Here is a 13,091-nt window from a genome sequence, read left to right on the forward strand (position 1 = left end):
TTCCGCGCCCCGGCCGACCAGCTTTCGACAGGTTGGAAAAATGACGAATGAGACTACCCGCAAGTTCCGCCCGGCAACTCAGCTCGTTCACGCAGGATCGCTGCGTTCGGGTTTCGCAGAGTTGTCAGAAGCCCTCTATCTAACGCAGGGCTTTCTTTATCCAACGGCGGAAGCCGCTGAGGCTCGCTTTAAGGGTGAAGACCCTGGGTTCATCTATTCGCGTTATGCCAATCCAACCACCGATATGTTTGAAAAGCGGATGTGCGCACTTGAAGGCGCGGAAGATGCTCGCGCACTGACATCAGGCATGGCAGCGGTTGCTGCATCCATTCTTTGTCAGGTACAGGCTGGCGATCACCTGATCTGCGCCCGCGCCGTCTTCGGCTCGTCGCGTTATATCGTCGAAACGCTATTGCCACGATATGGCGTGGAAATTTCCGTAATCGATGGCGCGAATATCGAGAACTGGAAAGCCGCCGTCCGTCCCAACACCAAGGTAATGCTGCTTGAAAGCCCGTCGAACCCGACGCTGGAAGTCATCGACATTGCCGCTGTCGCAGATATTGCCAATGAGATCGGTGCCAAGCTGATCGTGGATAACGTCTTTGCGACCCCCCTCTTCCAGAAGCCACTGGAACTGGGCGCGCATATCGTCGTCTATTCGACGACCAAGCACATCGACGGTCAGGGTCGTTGCCTCGGCGGCATCGTCCTTTCCGATCAGGAATGGACTGAAGAAGTTTTGCAGCCTTACTTCCGTCATACCGGTCCCGGCATGAGCCCGTTCAATGCATGGATCATGCTCAAAGGTCTGGAAACGCTCGGCGTACGCGTGCGTCAGCAGACACAATCGGCAGCAGCCGTTGCAGACGCGCTTGCAGGCCAGGCTGGCGTCAAGCAAGTTATCTATCCGGGCCGCGCCGACCACCCGCAGGCCGACATCATCGCCAAGCAGATGACTGGTGGCTCGACGCTGATTGCTTTGGAGCTGGAAGGCGGCAAAGAAGCGGCGTTCAAGTTTGAGAATGCGCTTCAGGTCTTCAGCATCTCCAACAATCTGGGCGATGCAAAGAGCATCATCACCCATCCGGCGACCACTACGCATCAGAGCCTCACCGACGAAGCCCGAAGCGAGCTTGGCATTTCAGATGGCATGCTGCGCATCTCGGTGGGTCTTGAGGACACGGACGATCTGATTGAAGACGTGTTGGAAGCGCTTGTCGCCGCTCGTTAATAAAAATCGACTAATTTAGCGCCTTTTGATCGCAAAATGATGCATAAACAACGCAATTGCCGGAACATTTCGGCAATTGTAGCGCAATTGTCCGCTTCAAATCGTTGACCTCCAGCGCAACTTTGGCGATAGGTTGAAGATGAAGACTTGATGCGATTCAAAGGCGGGTGCGTATGTACAGAGCGGTGACGCGGGGTATCGAAGTAACAGCCGAGCCCTTTTATCTTGAAGATCAGTCAGAGCCTGAAGAAAATCGCTATGTCTGGGGCTATCGGATCACGATCGCCAACAATTCTTCCGACACCGTGCAGTTGCGCTCGCGGTACTGGCAGATCACTGATGGCAACGGCCACATAGAAGAAGTACGCGGAGACGGTGTTATCGGAGATCAGCCGACGCTCAACCCCGGAGACTCCTACCAGTATTCTTCAGGCTGTCCACTCAACACCACATCCGGCGTGATGGTTGGGCGCTATCAGATGCAGGCATCTGATGGAAAAGCTTTTGAAGTCGAAATTCCGGCGTTCTCGCTCGATATTCCCGAAACACGCCGCACGCTGAATTGAAAAAGGCGCTTCTCACGAAGCGCCTTTTTCTTGTTCTTATTTCGCAAACTGCGCTGGGTCAAACTCGTAATGTGTCGAGCAAAACTCGCACGTCACTGAAATCTTTCCGTCCTCGATGCTGTCCTGAATTTCTTCAGCCGAGAGATTGGAAAACACACCTTCAATCTTCTCGCGCGAGCACGAGCATTCATCGAGAACCCGAACGGCTTCATAGATGCGCACGCCGCGTTCATGGAACAGACGATAAAGCAGACGTTCCGAGCCAACTTGCGGATCGGTCAGCTCAGAGCTTTCAATCGTGCCGACCAGCGAACGTGCCTCATCCCAGCCGTCATCTTCCAGATCACGCGCAACCGTGTTTTCATCGCCATCACCACCCGGAAGATCCGGTATGCGCGATCGCAATTCGGACTCAGGCAGGAACTGAATAACCAGCCCCCCGGCGCGCCAACGCTCGACAAGTTTACCGTCCGCACCGCGTTCAATAAGCTTGGCAACGCTCAACTTCATATCGGTCGGTATCTGTTCCGACTGGCGGAAATATGTGCGTGCAATCTCTTCCAGTGTCGATCCATCAAGAGCAACGATGCCCTGATAGCGCTGCGTATAAGCACCCTGATCAACGGTGAAGGCCAGCGTGCCGCGACCAAGTAGCTCCTCAGGACGCGTCTGACCAGCCGCTACCGCTTCCTTTACGCGCTCCGCGTCGAAACGCGCATAGGCACGTACGGAACGTGGCGTACGGAAATCGACCACCAGCATATCGACAGGACCGTCGGACTGGGTCTGGAAGATAAACTTGCCTTCAAATTTAAGGGACGTGCCAAGAAGCACAGTCAGAACCGTTGCTTCGGCCAGAAGGCGCGCGACATGTTCCGGATAGTTGTGGCGCTTCAGAATGGCATCAATGCTGCCGCCCAATTGCACGGCGCGACCACGCACGTCGAGCCCCTCCACCTGGAAGGGCACAACCGCATCGTCGCCAGCGAAGTCGAGGTCTTCCAGAGCGATCTGGATGTCTTCGACTTCAATTTGCTCATTGCTGATCTTATCAGACAATTTATGCTCCTAAATTGCCGCCTTGCAGGCACCAGGCCAGAATGGCTTTCTGGGCATGGAGCCTGTTTTCAGCTTCATCGAATACGACCGATTGAGGGCCGTCGATCACTTCGTCGGTCACTTCCTCGCCGCGATGCGCGGGCAGGCAGTGCATGAAAAGCGCCTCTTGGTCAGCTTTAGCCATCAGATGTGCATTAACCTGATAGGGCATGAAAACATTATGGCCACGAGCATGATCTTCCTGCCCCATCGAAACCCAAGTGTCGGTCACGATGCAATCTGCACCGCGTACCGCCTTATCCGGGTCCGCTGTGGACATGATGTTCGCGCCGTTTGCCTTTGCCCAATCGATATATTGCTGCTTCGGCTCGCTGCCTTCCGGCGTTGCGATATTGACGTTGAAATCAAAACGCGCCGCAGCTTCCACAAGCGAATGAAGGACGTTGTTACCGTCCCCCATCCAGGCGAAGGTCTTGCCTTTGATCGAGCCGCGATGTTCCTCATATGTAAGAACGTCGGCCATGATCTGACAAGGGTGCGTGTCATCGGTTAGTGCATTAATAACCGGAACGGTCGCATACTCGGCCAGTTCCAGCATGCGATCATGCGACGTTGTGCGGATCATAATCGCATCCACATAGCGCGAAAGCACCTTGGCTGTGTCCGCGATGGTCTCGCTGCGACCGAGCTGCATTTCCGAGCCTGTGAGCATGATCGTCTCACCGCCAAGCTGACGCATACCCACATCAAACGAGACGCGGGTACGTGTGGACGGCTTCTCGAAAATCATCGCCAGCACCTTGCCCGCAAATGGCTTTTCGAGTTCGCCAGCCTTCAAGCGTGCCTTTCGCGCCTTGGCGTCTTCCATGATAGCGCGGAGTTCGCCGGCTGGTACAGTTGAAAGGTCGATGAAGTGCTTGATACCGTTATTGTTTGCCATGATCTCACGCCGTCTTACTGGTCGGATTTGCGATTGCAAGCCGTTCTACGGCCATCTCAATACGCTTCAATGCTTCACGAGCCTCTTCAGGCGTCGTGACCAGTGGCGGAAGAAGTCGGATGACGTTGTCACCAGCGCCGACGCTCAGAAAATGTTCGTCACGCAGAGCCTGAATGAGCGTCACATTTGGCACAACGCATTTGATACCCATCAGAAGACCACGACCACGGATTTCCGAAACCACGCTCGGAAAACGATCAATGATCGACGCAAGGCCCTGCTTCATGGTCAATGCAGTTTCCTGAACGTTTTCGAGGAATCCGTCAGCAAGCACAACATCTAGCACAGCATTGCCGACAGCCATAGCAAGCGGATTGCCACCATAGGTGGTGCCATGAACACCGGCGGTCATGCCTTTGGCAGCGTCAGCGGTTGCAAGGCAGGCGCCCATCGGGAAACCACCACCAATTCCCTTGGCGACCGCCATGATATCCGGCTTGATGCCCGACCATTCATGAGCGAAGAGTTTGCCGGTACGGCCAACCCCCGTCTGCACTTCGTCGAGGATCAGCAGAAGACCCTTGTCATCGCAGATCTGGCGCAACAGACGCATGAACTCTTCCGGGAAGCCACGCAGACCGCCCTCGCCCTGCACAGGCTCGAGCAGAATTGCTGCGGTCTCACTGGTGATCGCAGCACGCAATGCTGCTTCATCTCCGAATGGCACCTGATCGAAGCCGTCGACCTTAGGGCCGAAACCTTCGAGATACTTGGCCTGACCGCCTGCGGCAATCGTAGCCAATGTACGGCCGTGGAATGCGCCTTCAAAAGTGATGACGCGGAAGCGCTCAGGATTGCCGTTTACATAATGATAGCGGCGCGCGGTCTTGATCGCGCATTCAAGAGCCTCGGCACCGGAATTGGTAAAGAACACTTTATCCGCAAATGTCGCTTCAACCAGACGAGCGCCCAGCTTCTCCTGTCCAGGAACCTCATAGAGATTGGACAGGTGCCACAGCTTGTCGGCCTGATCTTTGAGCGTATTGACCAGATGCGGATGGGAATGGCCCAGTGAATTGACTGCAATGCCTGCAGCAAAATCGAGATAACGGTCGCCGCCTTCGGTAATCAGCCAGATGCCCTCACCTCGCTCGAAGCGCAGAGCCGCACGATTATAGGTGTCGTAGAGCGGTTGCACAGTCGTAACGTCGGTCATTGCAGTCAGGCCTCCATAAGCCTTGTAAATGCAGCGCCTCCGGCAAAGCCGGTCAGGCAGCGTTTCCCATTGTTTTAAATACCCGCAGGATGCCTAGAAAGGCTCCTGAACGGGATCGGGCGATCTCATGTCTTTGCATGAGCCTCCCGGCGGAAATAAAAAACCGCCCTCAGGGCGGCATTATTTATTCCCGGGCGTATATTGGCGCTCGCAAAAAAAATGTCAATCAAAGCGCGCAAGGATAATCATCCATCTTTATGCATGAGTTCATGCTGGAAAGAACTCACTATAATAAGATGGGACCTATGCGCTCCGGGGCTGGCATTTTGCGGATTGGGTCGATATATAGACCCCAGATGTTTTCCCTGACGGAACATCCCGCTGAAAAGCTCCCGCGAAATACCCGAAGCTGACTCAGAAAAACCGTCTTTAGCACCCAAGTTGGGGAAAACCATAAAAATGGAATCCGCCTGACAAGGCTATCCCTTGTCATGGAGTCGTTGATTAATGTAGTTTCTATTCAAAGCAAAAAAACTACATTTCGTGCGACGGACCTAGTCACCCGGATAGATATAGTGTTTGTGCCTGGAGCAATCCGGGAGCACTGGCGGATTCCGGATAACGAAAATTGATTGGAGCCCAGGGCGATGAACTGGACAGATGAGCGCGTCGAACTGCTGAAGAAATTATGGAACGAGGGCTTGAGTGCAAGCCAGATCGCAGCACAGCTTGGCGGCGTGAGCCGCAATGCAGTGATCGGCAAAGTGCATCGTTTGAAGCTTTCGGGCCGTGGCAAAACCACCACGGCTGCTCCTCGCAGCAAAAAAGTTAATACTGTTGCAGCCACTCCACGTCCCGCTGCAACCCAGACCAATGGCGGCGGCAGCCGTCCTCAGACGACCACGACCATCCGCACGGCAACCGTTACGCAGACCGTCGGTGCAACCGCACTTCAGATGGAATATGTGGCTGATGCAGTGACTGAAAGGGTCGTAAGACCAACTTCGGACGTTGTTGTACCTATTTCCCGCAAGCTGACCTTGCTGCAGCTTAGCGAACGCACCTGCAAGTGGCCAATCGGCGATCCGCTCAATGAAGATTTCCACTTCTGCGGCAGTGAATCCGGTGAATCCAGCCCATATTGCGGATATCATTCGAAACTGGCTTTCCAGCCGACGGCAGAACGTCGCCGCGCGCGCTGAACGATCGGCCAAATCGGAAAAATCTAAGCCCCGGAGCGAAAACGCTACCGGGGCTTTTGTTTGCAGAAGTCTTAGAGCATTTCCTGTTTACGATGAATCGTTAGAAAAACGTCTCACTGCCTGCTTTAACGCATGTATTTATTCCAAACCCGTTCCCATTTTTCGGGATTTGCTCTCGTTCAAGCCCGCTTAGGCAGGCGCACCAGGAAGGTTGAACCTTCACCAAGCTGCGAACGTACAACCAGTCGTCCGCGATGGCGCGCCAGAATGTGCTTTACGATGGCAAGCCCCAAACCTGTCCCCTTCTGTGCACGGCTGGTTTCGACGTCGATGCGATAGAAGCGCTCTGTGAGGCGCGGCAGATGTTCAGCGGCGATGCCCGGACCAAAATCCTGTATGGAAGCCACAGCCTCGGATGCGCCGCCGTTGTTTTCTTCATCCAGCTTCAGAATAACACGCTTACCGCCCTGCCCATATTTACAGGCATTCTCAACCAGATTCTGGAACACCTGAATCAGTTCATCGCGCGTACCCGTCACATTGACTGGACGATCCGGCAGATGGCGTTCGATCGTGACGTCCAATCCAGCAGCCAGCGGGCTCAGCGTATCTGCTACATGGTTGAGCACAGCGGTCATATCCACGCATTCATTCACTGACAGATGCGCTCGCATCTCGAGCCGTGATAGCGACAGGAGATCATCGATCAAGCGTGACATGCGTTCGGCCTGTTTCTGCATGATGCCGAGAAACCTGTCGCGTGCTGCTGCATCGTTGCGGGCCGGCCCCTGCAGAGTTTCGATAAAGCCCAGCAGCGAAGCAAGTGGCGTGCGCAGTTCGTGGCTGGCATTGGCAATGAAGTCCGACCGCATACGGTCGATACGCCGCGTTTCGCTCTGATCGCGGAAAAGAAGAACAAAAAGCTCTGGCCTACCATCGGCATCACGCAACGCCTTGACCATCGCTTTGTACCAACGGTCAATCGGCACGCGCTCGAAATAGTCGATGCTACGTGGTTCACCGTCTGCAATCACGCCCTGGATAAGCGCATGCATTTCCGGTGCACGAAAACGCAGATAAAGGCCAGTGTCCTTTTCAAGAGACTGGAATGCATCAACAGCAGCGGCATTGGTAAAAAGCACAGTTCCACGTTGATCGAAGACGATCATCGGATCGGTCAGCAGTTCAGCCAGCCGTTCTCCCGAAACATCCGCCATTTCATTGGTTGTATGGACGCCCTGCGGCTTGTCCTCAATGGCATCTTCGCGCGTTGCACTCGCAACCCAGATGGCACCTATAATGATCAAAACCATCAGAGCGATACGGAACCATAGCGGCAATTCCAGCACCATGATGCAGACTACCAGTACCATGCTGGCAATGAGCACGCCTTTGACCCGGAGAAGCGGAGCGAAGAGGGTTTCCTCTGGCTCGGAACCGGTCGAAGGCTGGTTGCTGTTTTCACTCATTCTGACATCTCTCACTTAATGCACCGCGCAAGCAATTGACCTGACGCAGGCTATTGTTCCCTCGGGAACAAACCATCCTTTACGCGGCTTATAAACAGCCCATATCATGCATAATGCTATGTGGGCACTTTTCGAAGCGTGCTTTTCTATAAACCAAAGGAGCTTGCCGTGGGTGACAGTTCAAAGACAGCTAACAAAAAGAAAGCAGAAAAGGACAATTCCAAATCCGCCGATAAGCCCTTGAAGATCAAAATCGATGGTGAGACGCACAAGTTCGATATCAATGATCCAAAGCTTCCCGATTGGATAGATGATCAGGCTCTTCAGTCCGGTGGCTATCCCTATACGGAAAAAATGAAAACGAAGGAATATGAGGAAACGCTGGAGCGTCTTCAAATCGAACTCGTCAAGATGCAGTACTGGCTGCAAGGCACGGGCGGGCGCGTCATTTCGGTGTTTGAAGGGCGCGATGCCGCAGGCAAAGGCGGTACGATCTTCACAATCCGTCAGTTCATGAACCCACGTACTGCGCGCAACGTCGCGCTACCCAAGCCAACCGAAACCGAACGTGGTCAGTGGTATTTTCAGCGCTATGTGCAGCTTTTCCCAACGACCGGCGAGTTTGTTACCTTTGACCGCTCCTGGTATAATCGTGCCGGTGTCGAGCGCGTCATGCAGTTCTGCACACCGGAACAGCTTGAAACATTTCTGACAGAAACACCGGATTTCGAGCGCATGGTTGTCACCGAAGGTATTCACCTGTTCAAGTTCTGGCTTGATATTGGTCAGGAAATGCAGCTCAAGCGCTTCCATGAACGCCGCCACAGCCCGCTCAAGAACTGGAAGTTCTCACCCATGGATGTGGCAGGCATTTCACGCTGGGATGATTATTCAGCAGCTTTGCACACGATGCTGGAGCGCACCGATACAGGCTATGCGCCATGGACGATCATCCGCTCCAATGATAAGCGACGCGCCAGACTGGCTGCAATCCGGCGCGTTTTGCTCACATTGCCCTATGAAGGCCGGGATCTGGAAGCCATTGGTCCCGAAGATCAATCCATTATCGGACGCGGGGCTGAATTCCTCGCATCCAAAACCGCTACCCCTTCATCCTCCAACAAATAGAACACACTTGGCTGGTGCGGAGTTTTCTCCCACAAATGCGGCTTTCGCACCAGCTGCCACAGCGCGCGCCAGGCCGAAATGGAGATCAGAACCCAATAGGCAGGTATGGCCAGAATATAGGCGTAGCCACTCAATTCCGTCGGTTCCATCGTCTTAGAACCAAGCACATAAAAGCTCAGATAAGCCAGCATGATGTTGACGAGATCAATGCGCAGTAGCCACAGATTTTCGGAGCCGAGCGGCCCGAAAGCCATCATCGCAACCAGCACTGCAACCGTCATAAGCATAAATGGATGCAGAAGCGCTGAACCGATAATGCCGAGCGTATAAATCTGGTTGACCACGAAGCGCCACCAGCCGAGCTCACGCCAGGTTGTGTAAGGATTTCGGCCATGCACAAGCCATGTCTGCATCCAGCCCTTGATCCAGCGTGTCCGCTGTTTGTGCCAGACAGAATAATCCACCGGAGCATCTTCAACAGTGCCCCGGGTGATAACATCGATACCATAACCGAAACGGGCAAGCCGCATACCAAGGTCAGCGTCCTCCGTCACATTATAGGCGTCCCACCCGCCAACCTGATCGAGACAGGACCGGCGAAAATGATTGGAAGTGCCGCCCAACGGAATAACAAGACCCTGTGAGGCGAGCCATGGCAGCAGGCCCCGGAACAAAGTGGCATATTCAAACGCGAACATACGCGTCAGCAAATTCTGGCGGAAATTTCCGATAATGAGTGGTGCCTGAACGCAGGCAAGTTGCTTGCCACCACGCTGGAATGCCTGCCATGCCTCAAGCAACTGGTCAGGATGCGGGCGATCTTCCGCATCAAAAATCGCGATAATTTCTCCACGCGCAAATTGCAGCGCGTAGTTTAAAGCCTTGGGCTTGGTGCGCGGCCCGCCTGACGGCACGAGAACCAGTTCGTAATTGGAAGGCAGCGTCCGCCCTCTGATCTCGGCAATCGTATCGAAATCGTCCTTCTCACACACGAGCTTGATATCCAGCTTGCTGCGCGGCCAATTGAGCCGTTCAAGCGAGGCTAACAACTGCCCGACCACGGCCTGTTCGCGATAGAGAGGCACAAGAACGGAATAAACCGGCAAGTCACGTCGTTTGAAAGGCATGATCTCAGGAAAGCGCAAGCGTCGGCTACCAACCGCTGCAAAAAGACGAATAAGCACACAGCCGAAAAAGAACAATGTCAGGCAGACATGTAAGGCCAGAATAGTTTCTGTCGGCCAGTTCACGATACTGGCAATGAACGCATAAAGCCCCATCGCTATGATGAACGCCTGAGGCGTCTCGAGAACACGGGAAGCAGAAAAAAGCTGCGGCGTCATCGCATGGGCGCGTGCAATCAGATCTTTCTGATGACGCTGACGCAGAATTCTTTTGATGAAGGAAGGGGTGCAAATCCTGATCCGATCCCGCAGGTCCGGCGACTGTCGAATATGATCTCGCAATTTCGCGATACCTTTTTCGGTTGGTGCTAGATAGAGATAGGACGTGCCATCTCTACCGAGCACCATAAGCTGGCCAGGCTCAGTGAAAATGGCCGACGTTTCTTCGCCTGTGACAAAAATCCGGGACGATAGAACCTCTTCTGTAAATGCCAGCTCAAGATAATCGGCTATAGCTTCAAAGAGCATCTCTTCTGAAACACCCGGCTGATGTCCGACTTCATCGCAGAAACTTGTCCCGTTTATGATAGCCGCTTCGTATGCGTGCTTCAGGCAATCACGCGGCACGCCGCGGCGTTCCAATCTGGCGGATATGGCAGTGCATATCCCCAGATCGAACGCAATCGATCCGTTACTCATAGTACCCCCGCACTACTACTGGATTATTTTCAATTATTACTAATATTTATTTCAATGCATAATGTGGTTTATTTATTTAACTAATTTATGTATTTATTAAATAACCCCACATATTTATATTTATTTCATTCTATTTAAAATAGAAACAGAATTATTCGTCGTCCATGGAAGTTATTTTGTTTTTGCGTCCTTATGTGCCAACCCATTCAAAATCATTGCATAGTTTTCCACACCCACTCTATTAACGTGAAATTATAAGATATTGCTTACATAAAGCATCGATGAAACGGCACCTTTTGAGCATAGCGGTCGCAGCTTTTTGGCTTTTGAACAGCCTCCCCTCCAGCGCGCAACCCGCACCCAAGGCACCTGACTTCTTCAATCAGAAGGAAAGGCTGGCTTTACCGTCTTTGCAGGGCCTCAACAGACTTCGCTTTGTAACCACGCTCGACTTTCCGCCCTTTAATGCGTTGAATGACGCTGGCCAGCTTTCCGGTTATAATGTCGATCTCGCCAAGGCGCTTTGCAGCCAAATGGGATTGAGTGACATATGTCAGATAGAAGCTGTGCCGTGGAACGAGCTTGAAACCAGACTTGAAAGTGGCGATGCAGAAGCGATCATCGCAGGTTTAAGTGCCAGTGCGCAAAACCGGGAAAAGTTTGTCTTCACCCGCGCTTATATGCGTCTTCCTGCACGCTTCGTGGCAATCAAAGCAAATCGTTTCTCCGAGCCCGCTTCTATCGCACTGCGCGGTAAGAATGTTGGTGTCATTGCAGGAACGGCACATGAGCAGGTTCTGAAATCTTATTTCCCGCAGGCCGTCGCCAAACCCTATCCAGATCGTGCCGCACTGCTGGCCGCATTGCAAAAAGGCGAAGTGGATGCAGCATTTGATGACGGAATGGCCCTGTCATTCTGGTTGGAGAGTGATCAAGTCAATGACTGCTGCAGCTTTGTTGACGGGCCTTATCTCGCGCCACAATATCTCGGTCCCGGCCTGAGCATAGCCGTGGCACCGAAAAATGCGCCGCTGGCGAGCGCTTTCAACAATGCGCTTCAATCACTGCAGCAGCAGGGCAAACTTACAGAGCTGTATCTGCGTTATTTTCCAAACAGCTTTTATTAGAGTGTTCGACAGCTCAGTTTTAATTGGAACCTCTCACGCCTGACTCGCGTTGAATGCGCCGTTCAGCCACAAACTTAAAGCGGCTCCAGTGAATATTGAATCGTTGTAACCGCTGTAACTATTTGTTTTCACGCATTTTCGAACGCAAAACCGGTTCCCACTTTTGCTGGAAACGCTTTAAATTAGAGCGCATCCCGAAAAGTGTGAAACGGTTTTCGGACAAAGATGCGCGTTAAAACAGATAATTAGAGCGCCGATCTGATTCAATCAGATCGAAACGCGCTCTAAGCTACTTGATCGAAAAAAGCACCTTAGCCAAAGCCAAAACCGGTCTGAACACGAGCTAATTTCGTGCCATTTTGTCGCACCTCAGTGCACACGCAGAGCCTAATTTTCAGTGTTTTTTGAAACTTCCGATTATTCGATACTTACAGTATATAAGTAAAATTATTTGAAATCAGAATATTGGGTGGGATTTTTTGAAAATCACCGGCGTATTATCGCTCGTATTCTCGTAACTTTCGTGTCGCTTTTATCATATTTTGCCAATAATTCCAGTTATTTATTTAAGCTTGAAGATTTCTTCTTTTGATCGATAATCAAAGTCGAGGATTAGGAGGAATTATACATGTACCAAGGCATTAGCACTCATTGGCACAAGACTCCTGCACAGACCCAACGGTCACCGAATGAAGCAACCTATGTGTTCTTCGGGATCTTTCTGGCGTGCCTAACAGTTCCTGCGGCAATCATTCTTTGGGCCATCGCTCAAAGCATAATGACGCATTTCTAAAAAGGTCAGGCAAGCTCGCTAATAGAGCCGAGACGCCAGGTTACGGCCATTGATGGATTGTGCGGAGCGTGACGGGAAGGTGTGGACGGCGCCCCGAGGGGCTTGCTCATAAACGCGATCCATACATGCGTAAGCGCCCATAGACGCACCGCATGCTGTCTTAGAGAGACGTGTACCCTAATGGGCATACAAAGGACGCTCTAACAGTTTAAACTATGCCGTAATATGCAATAAGTTCAACAAAAAGCCCCGCCTGAGAGCGGGGCTTTTCTTTTTCGATCTTAAAGCATTTCCAGCAAAAGTGGAAACAGGTTTTGCGTTCGGAAATGCGTAAAAACAAATAGTTACAGCGGTTCCTACGATTCAATATTAGCCGGAACCGCTGTAACCATCAGGCGCATCCGAGGAGGCTGCGCCGGGCACTGTATTAGAGCGTCGGGGGGGGGGGGGGGGGGGGGGGGCGGGGGGGGGCGCAAAAAAAAAAAAAAAAATAAAAAAAAAAAAAAAAAAAATAAAAAAAAATTAAAAAATAGT

At 52.4% G+C, this 13,091-nt stretch carries 10 protein-coding genes; 5 read left to right on the forward strand and 5 right to left on the reverse strand.

All coding sequences use genetic code 11. From position 1 onward, the window contains the following. Positions 1-40: 40 nt before the first annotated feature. Both QBD00_RS21675 and apaG read left to right on the forward strand, forming a co-directional pair. Complete coding sequence (locus QBD00_RS21675) at positions 41-1,234, forward strand: O-succinylhomoserine sulfhydrylase (protein ID WP_095446034.1); 1,194 nt, start codon at positions 41-43, stop codon at positions 1,232-1,234. 173 nt (positions 1,235-1,407) lie between these two features. Beyond that, positions 1,408-1,800, forward strand: coding sequence for a Co2+/Mg2+ efflux protein ApaG (gene apaG, locus QBD00_RS21680; RefSeq protein ID WP_318580514.1), 393 nt, complete (start codon positions 1,408-1,410; stop codon positions 1,798-1,800). A gap of 36 nt (positions 1,801-1,836) precedes the next feature. On the opposite strand, the gene QBD00_RS21685 is transcribed toward apaG, so the two are convergent. The 3 genes from QBD00_RS21685 to QBD00_RS21695 are packed head-to-tail and all read right to left on the reverse strand — an operon-like array spanning position 1,837 to position 5,015. Then, positions 1,837-2,859: an Hsp33 family molecular chaperone gene (locus tag QBD00_RS21685; protein ID WP_095446032.1), complete on the reverse strand. Its 1,023-nt coding sequence runs from the start codon at positions 2,857-2,859 to the stop codon at positions 1,837-1,839. 1 nt (position 2,860) lies between these two features. After that, the gene (gene argF, locus QBD00_RS21690) at positions 2,861-3,799 is read right to left on the reverse strand and encodes an ornithine carbamoyltransferase (protein WP_095446031.1); all 939 of its coding nucleotides are present in this window, start codon (positions 3,797-3,799) and stop codon (positions 2,861-2,863) included. Between the two features lie 4 nt (positions 3,800-3,803). Next, positions 3,804-5,015: an aspartate aminotransferase family protein gene (locus QBD00_RS21695; RefSeq protein ID WP_095446030.1), complete on the reverse strand. Its 1,212-nt coding sequence runs from the start codon at positions 5,013-5,015 to the stop codon at positions 3,804-3,806. 647 nt (positions 5,016-5,662) lie between these two features. Between QBD00_RS21695 and QBD00_RS21700 the strand changes: the two genes are divergently transcribed. Next, positions 5,663-6,217: a GcrA family cell cycle regulator gene (locus tag QBD00_RS21700; protein WP_095446029.1), complete on the forward strand. Its 555-nt coding sequence runs from the start codon at positions 5,663-5,665 to the stop codon at positions 6,215-6,217. A gap of 179 nt (positions 6,218-6,396) precedes the next feature. Here the strand turns inward: QBD00_RS21700 and QBD00_RS21705 are convergent, their stop codons facing one another. Then, positions 6,397-7,686 (reverse strand): ATP-binding protein, encoded by a 1,290-nt coding sequence (locus tag QBD00_RS21705; protein ID WP_151095080.1) that lies wholly within the window; start codon positions 7,684-7,686, stop codon positions 6,397-6,399. 168 nt (positions 7,687-7,854) lie between these two features. Between QBD00_RS21705 and ppk2 the strand changes: the two genes are divergently transcribed. After that, a complete protein-coding gene (gene ppk2 / locus QBD00_RS21710) occupies positions 7,855-8,814 on the forward strand; it encodes a polyphosphate kinase 2 (RefSeq protein ID WP_264230613.1) in 960 nt (319 codons plus the stop codon). Here the strand turns inward: ppk2 and QBD00_RS21715 are convergent. Next, positions 8,742-10,637: a glycosyltransferase family 2 protein gene (locus QBD00_RS21715; protein ID WP_318580515.1), complete on the reverse strand. Its 1,896-nt coding sequence runs from the start codon at positions 10,635-10,637 to the stop codon at positions 8,742-8,744. The two genes, ppk2 and QBD00_RS21715, sit on opposite strands and share 73 nt — an antisense overlap. A 281-nt stretch (positions 10,638-10,918) precedes the next feature. Between QBD00_RS21715 and QBD00_RS21720 the strand changes: the two genes are divergently transcribed. Further along, complete coding sequence (locus QBD00_RS21720) at positions 10,919-11,764, forward strand: transporter substrate-binding domain-containing protein (protein ID WP_318580516.1); 846 nt, start codon at positions 10,919-10,921, stop codon at positions 11,762-11,764. Positions 11,765-13,091 lie beyond the last annotated feature (1,327 nt).

The sequence above is a fragment of the Ochrobactrum sp. AN78 genome, from assembly GCF_029909885.1.
Taxonomy (GTDB): domain Bacteria; phylum Pseudomonadota; class Alphaproteobacteria; order Rhizobiales; family Rhizobiaceae; genus Brucella; species Brucella quorumnocens.